Source organism: Cyclobacteriaceae bacterium (assembly GCA_025808415.1).
In the GTDB taxonomy this organism is placed as follows: Bacteria; Bacteroidota; Bacteroidia; order Cytophagales; family Cyclobacteriaceae; genus UBA2336.
On record CP075525.1, the window covers coordinates 2,749,081 to 2,773,369 of the forward strand.

11 protein-coding genes are annotated in these 24,289 nt (G+C 46.2%); 9 read left to right on the plus strand and 2 right to left on the minus strand.

The features are described 5' to 3' along the window. Nucleotides 1-20: 20 nt before the first annotated feature. Complete coding sequence (locus tag KIT51_12445) at nucleotides 21-13,844, minus strand: gliding motility-associated C-terminal domain-containing protein (protein ID UYN85678.1); 13,824 nt, start codon at nucleotides 13,842-13,844, stop codon at nucleotides 21-23. 195 nt (nucleotides 13,845-14,039) lie between these two features. Here KIT51_12445 and KIT51_12450 point away from each other — a divergent pair, with 195 nt between their 5' ends. The 7 genes from KIT51_12450 (at nucleotide 14,040) to lepB (ending at nucleotide 22,240) form a co-directional block, all read left to right on the plus strand. Next, nucleotides 14,040-15,662 carry a CTP synthase gene (locus KIT51_12450; GenBank protein UYN85679.1) on the plus strand — a complete coding sequence of 541 codons (1,623 nt, stop codon included), beginning with the start codon at nucleotides 14,040-14,042 and terminating at the stop codon, nucleotides 15,660-15,662. A gap of 21 nt (nucleotides 15,663-15,683) precedes the next feature. Continuing rightward, entirely contained in the window at nucleotides 15,684-17,498 is a 1,815-nt protein-coding gene (gene yidC / locus KIT51_12455; protein ID UYN85680.1) for a membrane protein insertase YidC, read from the plus strand. 160 nt (nucleotides 17,499-17,658) lie between these two features. Beyond that, a complete protein-coding gene (locus tag KIT51_12460; protein UYN85681.1) occupies nucleotides 17,659-18,432 on the plus strand; it encodes a ParA family protein in 774 nt (257 codons plus the stop codon). Then, nucleotides 18,429-19,325 (plus strand): ParB/RepB/Spo0J family partition protein, encoded by an 897-nt coding sequence (locus KIT51_12465; GenBank protein ID UYN85682.1) that lies wholly within the window; start codon nucleotides 18,429-18,431, stop codon nucleotides 19,323-19,325. The genes KIT51_12460 and KIT51_12465 overlap by 4 nt, the downstream gene beginning before the upstream one ends. 33 nt (nucleotides 19,326-19,358) lie before the next feature. After that, nucleotides 19,359-19,934, plus strand: coding sequence for a hypothetical protein (locus tag KIT51_12470; GenBank protein ID UYN85683.1), 576 nt, complete (start codon nucleotides 19,359-19,361; stop codon nucleotides 19,932-19,934). Between the two features lie 90 nt (nucleotides 19,935-20,024). After that, nucleotides 20,025-20,732, plus strand: a complete 708-nt coding sequence (gene dapB / locus KIT51_12475) for a 4-hydroxy-tetrahydrodipicolinate reductase (GenBank protein ID UYN85684.1) — start codon at nucleotides 20,025-20,027, stop codon at nucleotides 20,730-20,732. A gap of 170 nt (nucleotides 20,733-20,902) precedes the next feature. Further along, on the plus strand, nucleotides 20,903-22,240 hold the full coding sequence (gene lepB, locus KIT51_12480; GenBank protein UYN88584.1) for a signal peptidase I: 1,338 nt from the start codon (nucleotides 20,903-20,905) through the stop codon (nucleotides 22,238-22,240). A 94-nt stretch (nucleotides 22,241-22,334) separates the two neighbouring features. On the opposite strand, the gene ung is transcribed toward lepB, so the two are convergent. Then, nucleotides 22,335-22,997, minus strand: coding sequence for a uracil-DNA glycosylase (ung, locus tag KIT51_12485; protein UYN85685.1), 663 nt, complete (start codon nucleotides 22,995-22,997; stop codon nucleotides 22,335-22,337). Between the two features lie 78 nt (nucleotides 22,998-23,075). Here ung and apaG point away from each other — a divergent pair, with 78 nt between their 5' ends. Continuing rightward, nucleotides 23,076-23,462: a Co2+/Mg2+ efflux protein ApaG gene (gene apaG / locus KIT51_12490; protein UYN85686.1), complete on the plus strand. Its 387-nt coding sequence runs from the start codon at nucleotides 23,076-23,078 to the stop codon at nucleotides 23,460-23,462. Next, nucleotides 23,463-24,239, plus strand: a complete 777-nt coding sequence (locus KIT51_12495) for a class I SAM-dependent methyltransferase (protein ID UYN85687.1) — start codon at nucleotides 23,463-23,465, stop codon at nucleotides 24,237-24,239. The last annotated feature ends 50 nt before the right edge of the window (nucleotides 24,240-24,289 follow it).

Sequence of the window (24,289 nt, forward strand, 5' to 3'; positions counted from 1 at the left end):
CTATGCATTCCGTTTTCAAGTTATCGAATCAAGGTTACATCTCCAATTTGCGTGGTGCGCTGTCCATCCACCAGGCGTAATACGAGTTTGTATACATAAACACCCGCAGGCAGCAGATTTCCGTTGCGGTCATAACCATCCCAACCTCGCAGCGGTTGGCCGGGTGTATTCCTGCTTTCGAAAATCAGGTTACCCCAGCGATCGAAAATCTGCATGTTAAATGAATTGGGTTCGTTGATATTGATACCCCTAACATACGGCAGGAACACATCGTTTACGCCACCCGGCCCGGAAATACCACCGTTAGGTCCGGAAGGATCGGGTGTAAAGGCATTTGGCACGCGCACCTGGCCACCTTCACGGGCAATAATTTCTGCCCGCGCAGTATCGGTACAGGTGACGTTGCCCCGTATTTCCTGCATAACCATAGTAATGGTGTAGCGTCCTTCCACGGGATAGAAATAAGTAGGATCTGATTCTCCTAATAAACGCTTAACGATATCATTCGTATCCCCAAAGTTCCATAAGAACGACACTTCATCTGACGGAACATTGGAAGGTTGAGAAAAATTAAACGTTACCAGTTCAGTATCCGGAACGAACAATGTCGTTGGTCGGGCCTGGAATGCTGCCTGTGGCTTAGGGTAAATCGGAACAGGAACTTTTCCGGGCATTGCATTAGGTCCTGTACCGGAGTTATCAGCAAAAGCAACCTGACCGGTTATTGAATTGGTCGTTCTTAAGAAAATGGTATATTCTCCTGGATTAGCGATGAAGAATATTGGCAACGGAGCGGTTGAAACAGCCGTAACTCTTCCATTCTGATCAATCACTTGCCATTCATAAATATCACCCGTTGCATTATTCACCGTTATCTCGATAGAAGCAGGGAAGCAAGCAGCATCAGGTGTATAATCAAAGGCAGCAACCAAAGGTGGCAAAATAATATTTATGCTCTTTGAAAATGTACTGCTGCAATCCAAACCATTGGCTTGTGCTGCAAGGTTGATCGCAGTTATACGAACATCACGTAACCCGGGCGAGGTGTAGTTTACAGTGAAAGGACCAACGCCACTTTGTGTTGTAGGAACTGAACCAATACCAAAATCCCAATTGTAGGCAAAGTCAACCGGGTCAACCGGTACAGATGTATTGGTGAATGTAACCAGGGAAGATCCTCCCGTAAAGGGTGGGATCACGCCTTCATTAAATCCAGCCGTTACCGCACGATAAACGGTAATCGGAATGATCAACTCCGGTGACGGACAATTACCATTATTTGCCACATAAACCACTTCATAGATAATCGGGTTTTGCGTGCTGTTGTTGGTGAAGGTATAGCTTACCTGTTGCGTGGGGCGCACGTCAATTTCCTGCCCGATGTTGCCTTGTACCCGATAGAACCACCGGTGTGTGGCTGCACCAATTGAGCTGTTAAAGAAGTTGATAGTCTCCCCGCTACAGATCTCATTTCTGTCCGGGAAGATATTGACAAAGATTTCCGGGAACACCGATACTGTTTCAAAGTGCACATCCTGGCAGATATCCAACGGTGGATCAAGGGTAGTCTGGAGGGTTACTTTGTAATTGATCGTACCGGTTGGCGAAGGGTTTATAAAGGTGTGTGTGATGGTTGCATTCGGCTGCGTGACCGCAGCAGTAAACACATCTTCAGTACCGTCAAACCAGCGCCATGTATAGGTTACACCCGCTACCTGATTGTATTGGAAGGTTGCTGTGTAGGGTGAGCATCCGGTAGTCGGCCCCACAATACTAAATGTTGCATCGGTTTGCCCAACGGTGACCGTTAAACTCTCTCCTACGGGAACAAACGGACATCCATTAATGTCATTGACTGCCGTTAAGGTGTAGGTGGTTGTTAGTGAAGGCGAAACCGGAATAACCCGTATGTTACCCAAACCGGTTAACGGAAACGAGGTTGTTCCATTAGCATCCGTGGCGGTATAAGTGGCTGTAAATGGTGGCTGTCCATCCAATTGCAGCACGAGGAATTGAGTCTGACCCACGCAAAGCGCCAGATCAGAAGTTAACCAGCGACCACCAACAGTAGGCGCCACCGTTACCACCATAGTAGCGGGGTTACCCACGCAAGTTGTTGGTGCAGGCCCTGTTGGTGTTACCTGGTAAAGTATTGTACCCGGGAAGAAATCGGCATTGCTAAGTGTTTCATTGATTACATTCCCGGTATTTGGGGAAGTAAATCCGGTTATGTTAACACTTGAAGGTGTTGCCGTCCAGTTAAATACTGTACCCGCCACTGGGCTGTTCAACGGCACGTTTATGCTGTTATCATCGCAAATAGTTATAGAAGGAGGCAGGCCTGTGACACTTGGTATCGGATCAACCGTGACATTAATTACCACAGGAGTACCTTGGCATCCAGCCGGACTGGTAGGCGTAACGGTATAGGCTACATTGCCAGGAGTATTACTGTTGTTGAAAAGCGTTTGGAACAATAAACTCCCTGCTCCTGGTGAAGATCCTATAACATTCGCATCGGCAACACGGGTCCACAAACCTATGGTGTTTGCCACATCGTAGGTAAATGAAATATTGATGTTACTACCGCTGCAAATTCGTTCGAACACAGAACTTGGTGTAACCACAGGACGCGGGTTAACCGTAACTACCAATTGAACATTATCACCCACACAACCTACGGCAGGAGTCTGCGGACGGATGGTGTAGGTTACGGTTTGGGTAACGGGTGTAGGGTTATCCAAAATATCATTTAGCATGCTGCCGCTGGTGAATATGGAGCCAACAGGCGAAAAGCCGGTAACGCCACCAGTAGCCACAACATTCACTAATTCGAACTCAACTGATCCTATGGAAGGTACTGTGCTGGATGTTAAGCTGAAACCCGTTGGTATGCCCTCGCACACGGTAACCTGCGTAGGTGTTACAATCACTTTTGGCTTAGGTTCTACATTCACCACCACATCAACAAAGTTACCGGTACAACCATTTCCATTCTTTGCACCGTTGGCCACCGGTGTAATCCGGTACGTTACAGTTTGCGGAGTATCATCATTGTTTACCAGGTTATCGGCAATCACATGCCCTTGCGGAAGGTTGCTTTGGATCGGGAAAAATCCGGAAATAAGCCCCGAACTACCAGTGGCCTGATAGTTAAAGGTTATGATACCTGCAGATGGTACAGTGGGTGAATTCAATACAATATTGGTTAACGTGTTGCTGCATATATCGGCTGTGTTGTTGATTGGTGTAGCCAGGGGCGCAGGTTCAACACGCAGTACGATGGGAAGTATAGGGCCACGACACCCTGCAGCCGTAATCGGAACAAGATTATACGTAACGGTAAGCACTCCGTTGGTATTGTTAGCGAACACATCGTTCCTGATCTCATTTATGTCAGTTGTATTTCGAGGAGCAGCCGGGTTAAACGTTACCGGTGTTAACCCTGCATCCACTACAATTGACATAATATCATAACTGACTGCCAGGGCGCTTGTAGGGCTTGTACCTAAAATAATGTTGGAGGCTTCATTGCTACACACTGTAGTATTAAGGTTGGTGGCCATGGCCGGTGCCGGGTTCACCGTGAAGATTACAAGTCCTTCATCTCCGGCACAACCTGCAGCCGAAACCGGAATTACACGATAACGTGCCTGCAACGGGCTGTTTGTTGTATTGGTAAAGAAGTCATTTTGAATTGCTGTTGCAGTCTGTCCGGCACCGATTGATGCATTACCAGGGCCTGGCTGTAAACCAAGGTCCCAATTGATTTGCGTAATGTTATACGATGCGGCCGCAACAGAACCTGGTGCCACGCCCAACAGCACGCCAGTTGTTACATCGCTACAAGCAGGCAATGGGCTCAAGGCCGGATCAATTACAGGTTCGGGATCAATGGTAACGTTAATCACTTCAGGGTCACCAACACAACCTTGTGGACTAACCGGAACAATGGTGTATGAAACTACCAAGCTCCCTGCGGTTACGTTGTTGTACCGGTCGTTACGAATAGCATTTGCATTAACTCCATTTTGCACAATCGCATTTCCGGCAGCCGGGGTCAATCCAGGTGCAACCGTAATGTTCGTAATGTTAAATGCCGCAGCCGGGATAGACAATCCATTGGTAGAAAGAACTATGTTGGTTATTGCATCGCTACAAACCGTAGCATCAAGATTGGGATTCATCACCGGTTCGGCATTAACCGGCAGTGTTATAATAAATGGATTGCCCACACAGCCGTCAGCCGATGTAGGTGTAACTGTGTAGATAGCATTCAAGGGGCCTCCGGTTTCGTTGTGAAGCGTTTCGGCCAACGGCCCCACGCCAGCACCTGATCCACCGGTTATGCCCGGAGCATACGTAGCCGTCCAGGTAAAGGTTGATGGTACAAGGTTAGTGATGTTGTCTTGTGGGTTAAGGCTGAAGGGCACATCTGAACAAACTGCAGGACGGGTAACATTTGCACCAACAGGTTGAGGGTTAATCGGAACGGTAATGGTAAAGGTACTTCCAACACATGAACTTCCCGATGATGGCGTTACGGTAAATACTGCATTAAGAACACTCCCGGTTAAGTTTTGCAAGGTTCCAGTAACATTTCCTGTTCCGTTAGCAGCACCTCCGGTCAAGCCAAAATCATAATTGGCTGTCCACGTAAATGTGCTGATGATACCATTCGTTATGTCCAATTGAGGATTGAATGAGAAAGCCGTATTTGAACATACCGGTGCTTTTGTAGCATTTGCCCCAAGCGGTTCAGAGCTTACTGGTATGGTGATGATAAACGGTGAACCAACACAACCGTTATTCGATGTGGGTGTAACCGTATAAACTGCGTTCAATACTCCACCGGTTATATTGTTCAAAGTTTCCGAAATAGGTCCTGCGCCTGCACCCGATCCATTCAATAAACCGGGATCATAAACAGCAGTCCATGTAAATGTGCTTACGATGCCATTGGTAATGTCTAACTGAGGATTGAAATTAAACGCAACATCAGAGCAAACTGCTGCCTTAGTGGCATTGGCACCTACGGGCTCAGAACGTACCGGGACAGTGATTGTGAAATTCGGGCCAACGCAATTGGTTACTGACGATGTTGGTGTAACGGTAAACACTGCATTTAATGTACCGCCTGTCAGGTTTGTCAATGTTCCGGTAACAGCTCCTACACCATTGGCTACACCACCTGTTAAGCCCGGATCATAAACTGCTGTCCATGTGTAGGTAGCGGTAATTGAGTTCTGCACATTGTCCTGAGGATCGAACGAGAACGGCACATCAGAACAAACTGCTGCTTTAACCGTATTGATCGCCACCGGTTTTGGTTCAATGGGTACGGTTATCGTAAACGGTGTTCCTGCACAACCATTTGTAGAAGTTGGTGTAACCGTATACACAGCACTTAATTGTCCGGATGTAACGTTCACCAGGGTTTCAGCAACAGCCCCATTTCCGTTACCGGCACCACCTGTAATTCCAGGGGCGTAGCTGGCTATCCAGGTGAAGGTTGACGTTACACCGTTAGTGATTTCCAGTTGCGGATTGAAATTAAAGGCAACATCCGAACAAACTGCGGCTTTCAATGCATTTGCTCCAACAGGCTCGGGATTAACAGGGACTGTAATGGTATAGGTTGAGCCTGCGCAACCATTAATGGACGTTGGCGTAATCGTGTATACAGCATTAAGGGGGCCACCGGTTAAATTAGTCAATGTTTCTGAAAGCAATCCGGTTCCGGCTCCACTACCACCGGTAAGGCCGGCATCGTAAACAGTTGTCCATGCAAAGGTGCTGGTAACACCATTGATAATATCACTTTGTGGGTTGAAGTTAAAAGCTACATCAGAGCAAACGGCAGGTCGAACTGCATTAGAACCTACCGGTTCTGGATTTATCGGAACAGTAATAGTGAAATTACTTCCAACACAAGAGCCAGCCGTTGTTGGTGTGATGGTGTAAACTGCGCTCAACTGTCCACTGGTTTGATTAATCAGCGTTTGATTGATCAAACCTGTTCCATTGGCTGCACCTCCCGTCAAACCAGCCGGATAGGCTGCTGTCCACGTGAAGGTTGCAATGGTGCCATTGGTGATTTCAGCCTGAGGATCAAAACTAAAGGGTATGCCTGAGCACACCGCTGCTTTTGTACTGTTGGCACCTACGGGTTCTGAGTCGATCGGCACTGTGATTGTAAATGTATTTCCAGTGCAACCGTTTAGTGACGTTGGCGTGATTGTATACGTAGCATTTAAAGTGGCTCCCGTTAAGTTGGTTAAGGTCTCAGCAACATTGCCCACTCCGGCACCTGCCCCACCGGTGAGGCCAGCACCATATACAGCAGTCCATGCGAAAGTTGCCGTTACCCCATTCGTAATATCCAACTGAGGATTGAAATTAAATGCCACATCAGAGCATACAATTCCTTTTATGGAATTCGCACCAACCGGCTGAGGATTAACCGGAACGGTAATTACAAAAGGATTGCCCGCACAACCCGCAGCTGAGGTTGGGGTAACCGTATACACGGCATTCAATACCCCACCCGTTAAGTTCTGTAAAGTCTCAAGTATAACTCCGTTACCGTTACCAGCACCGCCCGTTAGTCCGGCAGCATAAACCGCTGTCCAGCTAAAATTAGAAGCAACACCATTTGTAATATCCAACTGAGGGTTAAAGTTGAACGCAACATTGGAGCATTGTGCTGCTTTGGTTACAGGGGCACCTACTGGTTGTGGATTGATGGGTACTGTTATTGTGAACGTAGCACCTAAACAACCTCCAACTGAAGTTGGGGTTACGGTATATACGGCACTAAGTTGGCCACTGGTAAGATTCACCAACGTCTCAGCCACCATTCCCGTTCCGTTACCGGCACCACCTGTCAGACCGGCAGGATATACGGCTGTCCATGAAAATGTGCTGGTTACACTATTTGTAATTTGCGTTTGCGGATCAAAACTAAAAGGAACATTAGAACAGACAACTGCTTTAGTTTGATTTACAGCAACAGGTTGAGGGTTAACCGGCACAGTAATGATGAACGGAGGATTACCAACGCAGCCTCCACCTTGTGCCGTAGGCACCACCGTATACACTGCATTGATGGGGGCGGCTGTTAAATTGATCAGTGTTTCAGTAATATTTCCGGTTCCGTTACCTGCTCCACCGGATAATCCGGGGCCATAGGCAGCCGTCCAGGTGAATGTACTTAAAACACCGTTGGTTATGTCATCTTGCGGATTGAAGTTAAACGCAACATTCGAACATTGTGCTGCCTTTGTTACGTCTGCACCGACAGGTTCGGTATCAACAGGAACGGTTATCGTAAAAGGTGTACCTGCGCATGAACTTGCCGATGTAGGGATGACCGTAAACACAGCATTAAGCACACCACCGGTAAGGTTGGTTAATGTCTGGGCAATCTGGCCTGCACCTGCACCTGCACCCCCGGTTAAGCCCGGAGGATATGAAGCCGTCCAGGTAAAGGTTGATGCAACACCATTGGTAATCTCTGCTTGCGGATCGAAACTAAACGGGCTATCAGAACATACAACAGCTTTAACTGTGCTGAGTCCCACGGGCTCCGGATTTACCGGAACCGTTATGGTAAACGGTGCCCCAACGCATCCTTGAGGTGTTGATGTTGGTGTTACCGTAAAGACCGCACTAAGCTGAATATTAGTAAGGTTTACCAGGGTTGCGGCAACATTACCCACACCATTGGCAGCACCACCGGTTAACCCTGCCGGATATGAAGCCGTCCAGGTAAAGGTAGAAGCTACCCCATTTGTAATGCTTGCCTGAGGATTGATATTGAAAGCTACGTTCGAACAGATGGCCGGGGCAACTGTGTTATTGCCAACAGGTTGGGGATTAACCGGAACCGTGATCGTAAAAGTAGCACCGGCACAACCTCCAGCAGAAGTTGGGGTTACAGTATAAACGGCACTTAACTGTGCAGTAGTTAGATTGGTTAGCGTACCTGAAACGTTGCCAACACCATTAGCAGCACCACCGGTAAGCCCAAAGGGATACACAGCTGTCCACGTAAACGAACTGGGCAAGGCGTTGGTAATGTTTGCCTGGGGATTAATGCTGAAACCAACGCCCGAACAGAAAACCGGGGCAACCGAATTAGTAGAAACCGGTTCAGGATTTATAGTGACAACAATAGTTTCAGGAACACCTATACACCCAGCTCCGCTGGTAGGTGTAATCGTATAGGTTGCCGTTATCGGTGCAAGGGATGTGTTCACCAATACATCCGTGATATGGAAAGTACCTGGTGCTCCGGCAAGAACGTTATTGCCCGTAGTACCCTGCACTGATGCATCCGACATCACCGGTACGGGCCAATTAAATACGGTTCCTGGCGGAAGGCTGAGCGGTGTCAAGAATATCTCTTTGTTTACCGGCTGGCCACTACAAATCGTTCGGGTTTGTCCGGAGGCAATCACCGGTGACGGGTTAACCGTAACCACTACATCTTGCGATGGCCCTGCACAACCATCCGGTGAGGTTGGCGTGACGCGGTAAGTTACCGATCCAACAGCACCCGATACATTGGTAAGGGTTTGATTGATTTGCCCTGTTCCATTATTACCGACTGCAGTCCCGCTAACCAAACCGGTAACACTGGTTACTACCCAATTAAAGGTAGAAAGCGGGATACTCGCTGTTAAGGTGATCCCATCCTGAACTGCCGTTCCGCTACATAATGAAAGCGTAGGCAACGAAGTCATTACCGGACGGTTATTGGCATTGATGACCAGCGTGGCGGCAGCGCCAGAACAGCCTGTGGGTGAAACTTCCTGAACACGTAACGTTGAAGAGTTAGCTGTACCAAAATCTACAATTACCTGGTTAAGCCCAACACCACTGGCGGCACCCACAATGGCAGCGTCACCGGCTATGACAGACCATGAATATGTTGATAATGGATTGAGCGAAGCCGTTTGATAAACGACACCCGTTTGCTGCTTACAAACGGGATTGGGACCAAGTATAACATTGGCCGCAGGGCTGGATTCTACTGTGATCGTAATCGGTTGAGGCGCGCCAACACAACCATTAGCCGATATTTCAGTTACACTAATGTTATATACATCCGCAGCGGGTGCATTGGTCAGGCCAGGGAATTGCAACAGCACAAAGAAATCACCAGGGCCACCTCCGGCAAACCGAACATAAAATCCCGGATTGTCGGGTGGTAAATTCCATGAATACGTTGCACCTGGATTTATCGTCTGAATCTGATAAAGAACAATCGTTGGTCCAACGCAAACATTGGTTCCCCCTACTATCGGGTTAATACCGGGTCGGGGATTTATCCTGAATTCTACCGATCCAACATTCTGGCAATTAGTTATGGTATTGGTTACGCGTGCAAAAAAAGTTTCACCATTATTGACATCATCAACATCAGTAGGTGTTGGTACAGGTGTGGTTAAAGCCGCATCTAAAAACCAAGCTACAGAACGGTTAGCCACTATCCCTCCGGCAACAGCTGCATTGTAGGCAGTAAGGTCAACATTATTGATAGCATTACCGCCAATTACTTCTTCACAAAAAGCCGGATTTTGATTAACAACAACAGGGCTGGGATTAATGGTAAAGGTTATTAAACCATTTTGAGTACAACCCGGAGCCACATCGGTTCTGGTTACCCGGGTAAAAATCTGAGTGCCCGTTGAAACCAACGAAGGTCCCACAAACGGTATGGTGCGGGCAGCATCGGTAAAATATTGAATCGTTCGTCCTGCGGAACCGGGTATTCCTGTAATCGCATCATTTAGTGAATTAAGGTAAGCCAAAGTAACCGTTGCATTTCCTAAACCCGGTGTATCCTCACAAAGCTGAGGCAGTGGATTATTATTGTCCGGAAGTGCGTGGCGTGTAACAATTACCTGGGCACTGCTTGAACTACAAACACCCAACGCGCTGGTAGCCGTCCAGGTAAAGGTTGTGTTTCCAACGGGTAATCCAGTTACGGATGTTGTTGGACTATTTACATCAACAATAAAAGGTAGTGAGGCACCTGCACTCGAAACAAAGATGTTATCGAACCTGTGGATTTGATTGTCTAAAACGTTGAGTACCCGAACAACAATTTCAAGCGAGACGCCTGTTAAACCCGATACTGTAAAGGTATTGAATGCACCGTCAACACCGCTGTTCCCAACTATTTCCCCTAATAAAACTTCAGCACCACCATTTATCCTGTAAAATGCTCGGATATATTCGGAAGCTGACATCGGGCCAGTTTCCGCCAATTGAATGGAAATCCTGACGTTTGGTTGAGCCGTGATGTTGATAGAAGGCGAGCGCCATATCAGTTCGGCATTCACATCATGCGCTTGCATAACACCCGACTCCACACGCATATAATCACCTGTAACCGCACTATTACCCAATAGCGTGTTAGCATTAGGTGCTGTAATTGTCCAACCATCGGTTGGATGGGTAAACGAAACCGGGTGTGGATTGGGGCCTGAAAGGCCGGTGCCATTGGGATAAGTAAACGTTTGATAATACAAGGCACTTCCTATGCTCCATGTGCCTGTACCCCCATTGTTAACCGGTGTAGCAGCCAGGTTTATATTCGCATCGCAAGTTGAAAAATTCGGTCCGGCTATAGCTGCAGAAGGTAATAAATCCTTTGTGATAACTACCGGATCGTTAACCGCCACACAAGGCCCTGCACCATCGGGATCAAGCGCCACCAAACGAACCGTAAAACTACCCGCAGCAAAATCGGCAGCCACAGGAACATAAAAGTCGTTAATGTTTGGCCCTGCCAAGGTGTTGCCATTTACACCACCACTACTTTGGATATTTCCATTGCCCGTTACTCGCTCCCACCGGCCTTGTGTTGCTCCGCCACCTATCGTGCCTGTAAGTGCAATAGGTGATAATGCACCTTGGTCAAGACAAACGGTAAAGTCAGCCATGGCCGTAGCCGTAGCCGGGTTATTGAATGTTATCTGAACATCAGCGGTGCGTGGAGGACATGCACCACTAACAACCGTCATGCGATAAGTATAGGTACCAAAAGCTGAAACTGTTAATGCAGGATTTGGTATGGTAGGGACTGCAGGGGTGAATGTTGTTGTTCCCGGCCCGGCAATTTGTGCCCATGAAATGTTACCAATCGCTGGGGGTGTAGCATTCAACGAGCCAGTCAGTCCACAGAAAGCAGTGTTAGCGCCTGCATTTTGTACCCCTGGATCAGTACCAAAATCTACTGTAATGTCGGCAGAACTTGTACACGATCCATTGACTACGGTCCATCGCAAAATATATTGCCCGTTAATATCACCGGTAAAAGTAGCGTTAGCCGTATTTTGGTTTGGCGAAAATCCCGCATTGGTTGCCGATGATCCGGTTGGCCTGGTAATCAATGTCCAGGTGCCCGTGCCAGGCGCGGGGTTACTCCCACCTAATGGATTTGATGTAAGCAACGCTTGACAGAGGAATTGATTTGCACCGGTAGAGGCTGGTGTTGGATTGGCTGATATGTTAACCGTGCGGGTAGCTGGTGGATTTGAAGAACAAAATACACCACTACCGTAATCTGCAGTAACCACATAGTTCAACGGATAAGCCCCTGGGGCAGCGGTTGCCAGAACTGTTGGTTGCTGAATATCAACAGCGTCCAGTATACCTGTGCTTCCACCCCAGGTATGTGCAGAAATGGTTGGCGTAAACCCGGCAGCGGCCGCAGGCAAGGACGGGTTACCATTCAATAGCAAAGCTGTGGCCTCGCATATGTTCGCAGGATTTGGGGTAATATTTGCCGTTGGCCGTGCCCGAACATTAACCGCAAGGGTTCGTGAAGGACTTGGACAACGGTCGCCATCCACTGTGGTTACAGGGGGGCTAACATACCGCCTAACTACGGAAATATTTCCTGAGCCAACTGCACCAGCAGCTGTAATGGTTAGTGATTCAGTTCCCTGACCTGAAGAAATGGTACCTACTGCAACAGGAACAGTCCATTGAAATTCAGTATTGATGGTAAAGTTACCCGTTATAGCATCGGTAATTGTTACTGGGGCGGGTGCGCTAGGCAAACTGTATACAAATGTTCCACCCGGGCAAAGGTTTACCGGACCCGTGATAACGGGTGGTTGCGCTATATCAGGCCTTCGGGTTATGGTAACTTCAGTCGGGTCACTAACACATCCGTTTGCTGCAGTAGCCGTTACAAAGAAGTGCCTTCTTTCACCAATAGGTGCCTGGGCATTTGAAGGGGTAAACGTGTTGGCTGTTGCCAGCACGCCTGTATTTGCCAAAGCATTAGCCAATGTTGCATACCATCGGTGGGTAAGTGTACCGGGTGCAGTAACGCTGATCGTACGGCTTTGGGCAGAGCATATATCCACATTAGGTACGACCGGGGGATTAGGTTTAGTAATGATTGTTATGGTATAATTACGCAAAACCGGTACCGCATTGGCGAAGTAATTATTGACGTTAGGGAAATCTGCCTGTGGTTGGAAACTCGCTGAACCCCGAAAATTGAAAACGTTATTCGGTGCAGTTTGAATTGGGTTTAATCCGCCATCAAATGTATTTCTATCAAAAGGATTACAAACATTCCATGTGCGCATGGTAACGGTCATTACCTGGCCGGCAACTGCAGTTGTGGGCATTTGGATGTTGTCGGTAATATGAACTGGATTAAGCGTTGGCGCGGCCTGGTAAATGACTCGTCCGTAAACAGGAAGTTGTGCAGCGCTGTATGAAACACCGTTGATAATTATGCTACCGCCTACGCCACCAGGAGCCGTGATCGTATTGGCTGTACCATAAACAAATTGAACCCAACGGGCCTGATTATTGGGTTGCGGATTCTCAAGTGGTGGTGTACAATTAAAATCAGTATTATCCCGTAAACGGATAGGGTTAGTATCCCCTTGGCAAACATTTACATTTTCCCCTACCTCAACTCCCGTACTTGTGGGATCGTGGTTAATATCATGAAATCCCAATTGCGCATTATCTTCCCTGTCCCAAACTGTGAACGGTTGAGTTTGAAAACCGCTTGGCCCGCAACTGGTAACGGTACCTAACCCAGCACCGGAATAAGTTCCAATTCCCCAGGTAGCCCGCATGGTATAGGTACAGCGTTCACCAGGTGTAGTTGATGCGGCACTGCCCCCGGCATAATTATAAACATGGTTTCGGGTAACACGCCAAAGTTGTTTGGACATGTTTGTTTCGCTGGGGTTCTGCAAAGTTGGTACAAGCGTTTCGGTATTCCCATCAGCCCAGTCAATAATAACTCTGGGGGGAAAATCAGGAAACCTGTAATTTATACCCCTATACTCCACCTGCCAATCCAACGAACGGGGGGAACACAAAGCGGTTTCATTTAGTATTAAGTTACCTGGTGTTGGCACCCCTACCCCACTTGCATTGCTACAATTCGCATTGAATATCAAAACAGGGTTTGGTCCAACATCCTGAGCAGGCGAAGGCCCTGCGCAAGACCATGGCTGATATAATACCGGCACACCTAAATTACCTAAATTGTCTCTTGGTGTTATTCGCACTCCAATATGTCTTCCCTCATCCGCTGCAGCAGGTGTATAAGTTGCTCCTGTTGCAATGTTAACAGGGTTCGTGCCGCAGTTATCATCGTATCTTATCCACTGAATTATTGTACCTGACTGAGGATTTGTTCCTGAATAAGTATAGACTGCAGTAAGTACGTGATTTCTTTTCATCACACCCGTCATACCCACCCCGCTGGCAACAGGCGGTACTTGTGCGAGTGATGCTGTAGATAGTAAAAGTGAGAGAGTAAAGAGTAGAAAATAGGCCTTCGCGGTCATCTCAATAGGTTTCTAAATTCTGTCAAAATAACAATACTATTCCGTTCAGCCAAACGTGTAGACAGTAGAGGTAATTCAGGAATTACATACACTACGACAAAGGTTTGTAACCTCCGGCTATCGGTGATAAAGAAGTAACCTTACCATAGTTTATTAACCCTAAAACCCTACCTTTGCACCCCGTAACAACCATCCATGTCGGCAGCTAAATACATTTTCGTTACGGGAGGGGTGACCTCATCCCTGGGAAAAGGCATCATTTCAGCCTCTTTGGGCATGCTCCTGCAAGCCCGGGGTTTTAAGGTAACCATCCAGAAATTTGATCCTTATATAAATATAGACCCTGGAACGCTCAATCCTTATGAGCACGGTGAGTGCTATGTGACTAACGATGGTGCCGAGACCGACCTGGACCTGGGGCATTATGAACGTTTTTTGAATGTGCCTACTTCACAGGCCAACAACATCACCACGGGACGCATCTATAATAATGTCATCACCAAGGAGCGGCAAGGGGAATACCTTGGAAAAACTGTTCAGGTAATTCCACACATCACTGATGAAATAAAACGTAATATCTATTTATTGGGTGAGAGCGGTGAATACGATTTTATCATCACCGAAATTGGTGGATCGGTGGGTGATATTGAATCACTGCCTTTTATAGAAGCTGTCCGTCAGGTGAAGTGGGACCTGGGCGCCAATAATGCACTCGTCATCCACCTTACGCTTATCCCCTATCTGAAAGCTGCCAAAGAACTTAAGACAAAGCCCACACAACACTCGGTAAAAGAACTGCTCTCCTATGGGGTGCAACCAGATATATTGGTATGCCGCACCGAGATGCACTTACCCCAGGACATTCGTAAAAAGCTGGCCTTGTTCTGTAATGTGCATCTTAATTCAGTAATCGAGGCTATCGATGCAGATACGATTTATGACGTACCCATACTGATGCGTAAGGAAAAACTCGATGAGCGGGTACTGGCCAAACTAAAACTGCAAAGTAAAGCCGAACCCGATCTTGAACATTGGAAGGATTTCCTGGGCAAACTCAAAAATCCCATCGAAGAAGTAACCATTGGCCTGGTGGGTAAATATGTGACGCTACCCGATGCTTATAAATCCATTGTAGAAGCGTTTGTACATGCCGGTGCCCGGAACGATTGCCGCGTAAACCTGAAGTGGATATCCTCCGAAGAAATAAACACCGAAACTGTGCCCACTTTGTTTAAAGGATTAGATGGAATTTTAGTTGCCCCTGGTTTTGGTGAGCGGGGCATGGAGGGAAAGATTGAAGCCATTCGTTACATCCGTGAAAACAAAATTCCGTTTTTTGGCATTTGTCTGGGTATGCAATGTGCCGTGATTGAATTCGCCCGGCATGTCGTTGGTTTGAACGATGCGAGTTCAACCGAACTCAATCCCAAAACCAAGCACCCGGTTATTGACCTGATGGAGGCCCAGAAAAAAATTACCGCCAAAGGTGGCACCATGCGATTGGGAGCCTATACCTGTAAACTGAAAAAAGGAAGTAAGGCTGCGCAAGCTTATGGTGAAACAACCATTCAAGAACGCCACCGACACCGGTATGAATTTAATAACGCTTACCTTGAACGAGTTGAGGAGGCGGGACTTAAAGCTGTTGGTATTAATCCTGACTCAAACCTGGTGGAAGTTGTTGAACTGAAAGATCATCCCTGGTTTATAGGTGTGCAGTATCACCCTGAATTACGAAGCACCGTTATGAACCCTCATCCGCTTTTTGTTGGATTTGTAGAAGCTTCGGTGAAGTATAAGAAATCGTTAACTGCTTAATTACTTTTTTAATCGTTTACAATGGATAGAAATTCCGCCATAGGCCTCACATTAATTGCCGCATTGTTACTGGCCTACTTCACCTGGTTTGCTCCCAAGCCAGAAGATTTGCCTCAGCCTGCTAACCAACCGTTAACTGATCAATCTTTACCGAGTCTTGATTCTACCGCAACGCCATCTTCACCTGATAGTACTGTAGTTGCTTCTATGGGTGAACTCGCAACTTCTCTCACCGGTCAGGAAGAATTAAAACACCTGGAGACCAACGACTTGAAAATCACCTTCTCCACGAAAGGCGGAACAATCAGGGGCCTGGAGTTGAAAAACTATAAGACGTATCATGGGAAACCTTTGGTATTGGTCGATCCTTCCTCCAATACCTTTAAGTTACTTACGCAATACAACGGTAAAGCAATTGATTTGCATGGCCTGTACTATTCGGTAAGTGAAACTAAAAAAGCCGATACCACCTTTTTGACATTCACACCTAATTTATCCGAAGGAGCATTCTGGAAGCTTATCTATTCCATTCCTGAAAATGGATTTAAAATAGGTTTCTCCATCAAGTCATCCGGATCATCCACACAGTTTTCTGACGAGTTGGAGCTGAACTGGAATGCTATTCTTCGTCCACTTGAAAAAGATATTAATGACAGCCGAAATAACACCACCATCACCTACTATCAAAATGGTTCCTTCGATGAACTCAGTCAGCGGTCTACAGATACGGAGCGGGAGGTACTTTCAGGAAATCTGAACTGGGTTTCTATCAAACAAAAATTTTTCCTGACGTCCATCATTTCTGAAAAAGGATTTCAAGGCGGAGAAATTGAAACGTCCGTCAATACTTCCGACCCTACGGTGGTCAAGCGTGCCACTGTAAAAATTAAGATTCCAACAAAAGAAGTTACGGAAGGCAACGCCAACTACGCCCTCTATTTTGGACCCAACGATTACAAAGAGCTGGGAAAGGTAACAGAAAGTTTTGCGAAAAACGTTTACCTGGGATGGCCTCCGGTATACTGGATCAATAAGTTTGTGATCTTCCCAGTGTTCTATTTCCTCACCAACACCATTGGTAATTTTGGATTGATCATTATCATTTTGGTTATCATTCTTCGAATAATACTATTGCCACTCTCCTACCGCTCTTATTTAAGTATGGCGAAGATGAAGGTGTTGAAACCTGAGCTTGACGAAATCAAGGAGAAGTTTGGTGAAGACATGACCAAGGTGCAGCAGGAGCAAATGAAGCTCTATCAGCAAGCAGGAGTTAATCCGTTAAGCGGATGTATTCCGTTGGTCTTGCAGATGCCAATCCTGTTTGCGATGTTTTATTTGTTCCCGAACAGTATTGAACTGCGCCAGCAATCATTCTTGTGGGCCGAGGATCTTTCCACGTATGACTCCATACTAAACTTGCCGTTTACCATTCCATTTTATGGCGACCATGTGAGCTTGTTTACCTTGCTAATGACCGTTTCTACGCTGGTGTATACCTGGCAGAACAATCAAATCTCATCGGTGCAAGGCCCCATGAAGTCCATGTCGTACATGATGCCCATTATCTTTTTGTTTGTACTTAATTCGTTCCCAGCGGGTTTAAGCTTTTACTACTTTATAACCAACCTGGTAACCTTCGGACAACAAGCGATTATTAAACGCTTTGTGAACGAGGATAAAATCAAAGAAGTGATGGAGAACCATCGCAAGATGATGGCCTCCGGTACCGTTAAGAAATCGCGCTTCATGAGTAAACTTGAAGAAGCCATGAAAGCCAGTGAAGAAGCCCGCAAGCAATCGGAGGAAGCCCGGAAAAAGAAGAAAAAGAATTAGGCAGCTTTCAAAACTAATCAACATTTGGGTGTGAATGGAATGTGGACAAATACGTTCCACAGGGTTCCACGCGCCTAATCCATTCATCTATATTTGCAGTCCTGACGCCAACCCGTCAGGACTTATTTTTTTTAGCGATTAACATCTAGTGAACCAACGAATGGGAAAGATCATAGCGATTGCGAATCAAAAAGGTGGCGTAGGTAAAACCACATCAGCCATAAACCTGGCTGCCAGCTTAGCAGTTTTGGAAAAACGCACACTACTGGTTGATGCCGATCCGCAAGCCAACTCAACTTCAGGCCTGGGTATTAATCCCAAAGAAGTTGAGACTGGTTTGTACGAATGCATGATCGATGGCATTGATCCGCGAGAAGCCATTATCAAAAACGACCAGATCAAATTTCTTGACATCCTTCCCTCCCACATCGACCTGGTAGGTGCCGAAGTGGAAATGGTTAGCATTGAAAGCCGGGAAGAAAAAATGCGCAATGCCCTTGAAAAAGTAAAAGGCCAGTACGATTACATTATCATCGATTGTTCACCCTCGCTGGGGCTCATTACCATTAACGCCCTTACCGCAGCCGATTCGGTGATAATACCGGTACAATGTGAGTACTTTGCGCTGGAAGGTTTAGGCAAATTGCTCAACACCATAAAAATTATACAAACCCGGCTTAACCCGAGGTTGGAGATTGAAGGCATCTTATTGACACTTTACGATTCGCGAACCAGCCTGGGTAACCAGGTGGTGGAAGAAGTGCGTACACACTTCAGTAAAATGACCTTTCAGACTATCATTCCCCGCAATGTAAAACTTAGTGAATCACCAAGTTTTGGTTTGCCGGCCATTGTGCATGATGCCGAAAGCAAGGGTGCCATTAGCTACCTGAATTTGGCGCACGAAGTAATTGATAAAAATTCTACGAAATGAGTAAGAAAAAAGCATTGGGAAGAGGGCTTAATGCCCTGCTTAGCGACAGCGAAAACGAAGAACGCCTGGAATCAGACCTTCCGGTTGTCCATCCCTCCCCTTCCGGAAGCATTTCCGAAATTCCAATTGGTCAGATTGAAGTAAACCCGTTTCAGCCGCGTACTCATTTCGATAAGGAGTCGTTGCAGGAACTTGCCGAGTCCATCAAAGTGCACGGCATCATCCAGCCGATTACGGTTCGGAGATTAGCCCGCGATCAGTATCAACTCATCTCTGGTGAGCGCAGGTTCCAGGCCTCTCAACTGGCCGGTTTAAAAACCATTCCCGCCTATGTGCGATCGGCCGATGACCAGCAAATGCTGGAGATGGCCCTGATTGAAAACATACAACGTGAAAACTTGAACGCTATAGAAATTGCGTTGAGTTATCAGCGGCTGATTTCAGAGTGTAACCTTAATCAGGAGCAACTCGGGGAACGTGTGGGCAAAAACAGGGCTACCGTAACCAATTACCTTCGACTGCTTAAGCTTCCGCCCGATGTTCAGATTGCTGTTCGTGATAATAAAATCACCATGGGGCATGCCCGTGCCATCATTAATGTTGAAAACCCCGACCAACAGTTATTTATCTTTAAAAAGACACTGGCCGAGGATTTATCTGTACGGAAAGTTGAAGAATTGGTAAGGTCGCTTGGTGCACAAGCGCAAACCAAAGAGACGCCCGGTGCCCCGTCAACAGCAAACCGCGAAATTTCCAATCTCCAATCCCAACTTTCATCACACTTTGGCACCCGTGTTGTTGTGAAAAGTGATGGCAAAAAGGGCGAGATAAAAATCCCTTTCCTGTCGGTAGAAGATTTAAACCGGATATTGGACATCCTGAGGATGCATTAATTCCGGTACCTTTGCACAGGCGAAAAAACCGGAATGAAAAAACTAGTTGCAGTACTCTTCATAACCTATTGCGTAAGCGCAACCGCACAACGTGATACAGTTTTGCTTTCGCCCGCAGGCCGCGACACGGTTAAACTTACCTCTTACGCCACTCGGTACGACCCTCGAAAAGCAATTCTTTTTGCTGCCGTACTGCCCGGCCTGGGGCAAGTGTATACAAAAAAATACTGGAAACTTCCATTGGTGTATGGCGGCATAGGGGCTACCGCATACGCGATTAATTTTTACCAGGAAGGGTACCGGAAATACCGAGGGGAATTATTTTACAATCTTGAAAACGGCCTTTCAAGCCCCAGTGCCATCAACCCAAATGTCCGTTTCACCACTGCACAATTACGTACCATAACGGATCGGTTCAGGCGAGAACGTGATTTTATGATCATCATCATGATGGGTGTGTATGTGCTTCAAATGGTGGATGCCCATGTAGATGCCCACCTTAAGGAATTTGACCTCAATCCAAATTTGCAAGTTCGCGTAGAGCCAACGTTCAGCAATGAATTACTTACCGGCCGCATGGGCGGAATATCCTTAAAGCTACGTTTTTAGGCGCGTCTTTTCCTTCATAACCTGTATACTTGCATCCCTGAGTTTTGGTTTGGTAATTAATTACTCGGATAAAATTTTATACGTAAGCCTATGAAAATCCTGTTGTTGGGTTATGGAAAAATGGGGAAAATTATTGAACGTATTGCGTTGGAGCGCGGGCATGTTATTGCAGGCAAGATAACCTCCTCGAATCGCCATGAACTGCATTCTGCTTCGGCAGATGTGGCCATTGAATTTTCGCAACCCGAAGCAGCCTTTGAAAACGTTAAATTCTGTATCGAAAACAACATTCCGGTAGCGTGCGGCACAACAGGTTGGATGGACCGAAAACAAGAGATCGAAAAACTTACCCTTCAATGTAATGGCAGCTTTTTTTATGCGTCTAACTTCAGCGTTGGGGTCAATATCTTTTTCAGGCTCAACCAATACCTGGCTTCCATGATGCGCGATCAGAAAGAATACGCTGTGCACATTGACGAAATACACCATACGGCAAAAATGGATGCCCCAAGCGGAACGGCTATTACGTTGGCAGAAGGCATAATGAATCACATACCCGCATTAAAAAGATGGGTGAAAGAAAAATCCACCAGCCCGGGTGAATTACCCATAAGTTCTTTCCGGATCGATGACATACCGGGCACTCATCTTATTAAATACTCATCCCCTATCGATGACATTGAAATACGCCACACGGCCCATTCGCGTGAAGGCTTTGCAAAAGGTGCCGTGCTGGTGGCGGAATGGCTGCCCGGTAAAAAAGGCGTGTTGTCGATGGACGATTTTTTACAATTCTGATGGATAATACTTTTATTTGCAGGCTTTAAATTAACGATAACGTGAACACAATACTTCTTACCTTTTTAATAATCAGGCTTGGTGTTACTGTTGGGTACTGGAAACTATTTGAGAAAGCCGGCCTTGAAGGCTGGAAATCCCTTATCCCCTTTTACTCTGAATTTGTACTAATGAAAGATGTAGTGGGCAAACCCACCTGGTGGTTTATCTACCTGGTTATACCAGTAGTAAATTTCTTTGCCTACTATGTGCTGATTTTTGAAGTTTTACGGTGCTATGGCCGAAATTCACTATGGAGCCAGATCCTGATCATTTTCACCGGATTCTTTTACCTGATCTACCTGGGCTTAAGCCCCTCGGCAAAATACCTGGGCAAATTCGATCAATTGCCCCCTGAAGAAAAGAAATCGGTACTTACCGAATGGACTGAAGCCATAACCTTTGCCGTGATTGCCGCAACCCTCATTCGGTGGTTGATCATGGAAGCCTACACCATACCAACACCTTCCATGGAAAATTCATTATTGGTTGGCGACTTTTTGTTCGTTAGCAAATTCCATTATGGCACCCGAACCCCAAAAACACCGTTGCAACTTCCGCTAACGCATCAAAAAATTTGGTTTACTGAACTTCCTTCCTATGTCGATTGGATCCAATTGCCCCAATACCGGCTACCCGGTATAAGCGAAGTTAAAAGTGGAGATGTGGTAGTGTTCAACATTCCGCCTAAACGGTTAAATGAAAACAAGGACTACCCTGTTGACCTGAAAACAAACTACATTAAACGATGCGTAGCCGCGGCCGGTGAAACCTTACAGATTGTTGACAGTAAGATTTTGGTTAACGGTAAGGAATTCAAAGACCACCCCCTGGTGCAGTGGAGCTACAAGGTTAAAGCTACCGGAATTATTAACGAGCGTAACCTGGATAAATTGGGCATTGGTGCTGAAGACTACCAGGTGCTTGGACGACCCGATGACAGTACCGTTGAATACATTATGTGGCTTAACCCAACAACAGCCGAAGAAATGAAAGGCCTGTCGTACATCAAGTCGGTGATAAGGGAAGAGAATGAGTCAACAATTGGAATATTCCCTTTCTCCGAATACTATGGTTATGGAGCAGGCTTCGAGAACAAATTGAAATGGAGCCTTGATAACTTTGGCCCACTGTGGATCCCGAAACGTGGAGAAACAATTTCCATTAACGACTCAACATTAGCGTTGTATGGGTACATCATTACCGCCTATGACCACCAAAGCGATGCTAAAATCGAGAACAAAAAATTACTGATTAACGGACAAGCGGTAACCTCTTACACATTTAACCAAAACTATTATTTCATGATGGGTGATAACCGTCACAACTCACTCGACTCGCGTTATTGGGGCTTTGTTCCGGAAGATCACATTGTTGGGAAAGGGTTTTTCATTTGGTTGTCAATTGACCCTAACCAGAAATTCCTGAATAAAATTCGGTGGAAAAGATTCTTTAAGATGATCGAGTAACCGAACGGGTTGCAAGGTACAAAGTACGAGGTACGAGTTTGAAGTTTACAGGTTAACCGATGATAACGCGAAACCGAAACCGCAAACCCCGTTCTCACCAATCTATTTCCTTCAATCCTTTACTTTTTAAATATTCATTGGCCTTACTGAAATGCCTACAACCAAAAAATCCCCTGTCGGCTGAAAAGGGAGAAGGGTGTGCCGACATGAGCACAAGGTGCCTGGATCGATCTATTATTTCTCCTTTCTTCTGCGCATAAGCGCCCCATAAAAGAAAAACGACATTGGATTTTTCATCGGATATTTTTTTTATCACTGCATCAGTAAATGTTTCCCACCCTTTATTCTGGTGCGAACCCGGTGAAGAAGCCCGAACGGTAAGGGTTGCATTAAGCAGTAACACGCCTTGCCTCGCCCAACGTTCAAGATCACCCGAGGAAGGAATGGGCTTACCTAAATCAGCATGAATTTCTTTAAAGATGTTCACCAGCGAGGGCGGCACACGCACACCATCATGCACCGAAAAACATAATCCATTGGCCTGCCCGGGGCCGTGATAGGGATCCTGGCCAATGATCACCACCTTTACATCATCAAAATCACAGGCATCAAAAGCTTTAAATATTTCACGGCCGGGGGGATAAACAACAGCCGATTGGTACTCAGACTTCACAAACGCAATCAGGTGCTGAAAGTACGGTTTATCAAATTCCCCGGTTAATCTCAGCTTCCAGGAATGTGCTATTTTGACGTCCATTGTGGTATTCTGGTGGAAAATAAATCCGAATTTTCGTTAAACATTTTTAATTCCAAAAAATTAATATTTTTGAAACGCATGGTAACTGAAATAACCCAAGGAATACGCGTAACCGTGGAAACGGAATACCAACCGGCCTACTCCAGTCCCAGTCAGTACCACTATGTTTTTACCTACAAGATTACCATCGAAAATCAAAGTGAAAATACCATTCAGTTATTGCGCAGGCACTGGTATATTGTTGATGCAGGTTATGCCCCGCGTGAAGTAGAAGGCGAAGGTGTTGTTGGACAGCAACCCATACTAGAACCGGGCCAGTCGCACCAATATGTTTCAGGCTGTAATTTAAAATCGGGCATTGGTAAAATGACCGGAACATACCTGATGGAACGTATAGTTGACGGAACCCAATTGAATATAATCATCCCTGAATTTGTGATGATTGCCCCAATCCGATTAAATTGATTGTCTGCCTTTTTTAAGATAAAAACATTTTTCAACTATTGGCTTGATGCCGTTGATGAGCACTCCCTGCACTCGCCCTTCCTGTTCGATTTTTACACGAAGGTTGTCAAGCGTGAAGTTATCGCCATTACCATTATTGAATCGTTGCGGAAACAACTATCAAACGACCACCGTGAAATTGACGTAGAAGATTTTGGTGCCGGTTCAAAACACATAGCGGGCACGAAACGAAAAATCAGTGATATAGCCAGGTTAAGCCTTAGTGATGCAAAATTTTCTACACTTTATAACCGGATTGCAGGTTATTGCCACGCAAAAACGATTTTGGAGTTAGGAACATCACTAGGCATTAATACACTTTACCTGGCCGCACGGCCGCAATCAAAAGTTTACTCCTTCGAAGGATCGGCCACCATTGCAGAGATTGCCTCCATAAGTTTTGAATTTGGAGGAGCCCGGAACATTGAACTCATTACCGGCAATCTCGACAACACTTTATACGCTACCCTTTCACGTATCCCGAAAATCGACCTGGCCTTTATGGATGCCAATCACCGGTATGAACCTACACTGCATTATTTCGAATCGATACTTACCCGTACCCATCACAAAAGCATTATCATCCTGGATGACATTCACGATACACCCGAAATGGAAAAGGCCTGGAACGAAATAAAAAGGCATCCGCTCGTATATACCAGTGCCGATCTGTTCAGGTGCGGAATAGTATTTTTGGACCCCTCACTAAACAAACAACACGTTGTATTACAGTTTTAAGCGTTGGAATAGCCTTAAATAGGTTTATTTTTGCATCATCTTATAAAACC

Coding starts and splice junctions, on each gene's coding strand:
- yidC (UYN85680.1), top strand. CDS start 15,684: ATGGATAGAAATTCCGCCATAGGCCTCACATTAATTGCCGCATTGTTA.
- apaG (UYN85686.1), top strand. CDS start 23,076: ATGGTAACTGAAATAACCCAAGGAATACGCGTAACCGTGGAAACGGAA.
- KIT51_12450 (UYN85679.1), top strand. CDS start 14,040: ATGTCGGCAGCTAAATACATTTTCGTTACGGGAGGGGTGACCTCATCC.
- KIT51_12470 (UYN85683.1), top strand. CDS start 19,359: ATGAAAAAACTAGTTGCAGTACTCTTCATAACCTATTGCGTAAGCGCA.
- dapB (UYN85684.1), top strand. CDS start 20,025: ATGAAAATCCTGTTGTTGGGTTATGGAAAAATGGGGAAAATTATTGAA.
- lepB (UYN88584.1), top strand. CDS start 20,903: ATGAAAGATGTAGTGGGCAAACCCACCTGGTGGTTTATCTACCTGGTT.
- KIT51_12445 (UYN85678.1), bottom strand. CDS start 13,844: ATGACCGCGAAGGCCTATTTTCTACTCTTTACTCTCTCACTTTTACTA.
- KIT51_12465 (UYN85682.1), top strand. CDS start 18,429: ATGAGTAAGAAAAAAGCATTGGGAAGAGGGCTTAATGCCCTGCTTAGC.
- ung (UYN85685.1), bottom strand. CDS start 22,997: ATGGACGTCAAAATAGCACATTCCTGGAAGCTGAGATTAACCGGGGAA.
- KIT51_12460 (UYN85681.1), top strand. CDS start 17,659: ATGGGAAAGATCATAGCGATTGCGAATCAAAAAGGTGGCGTAGGTAAA.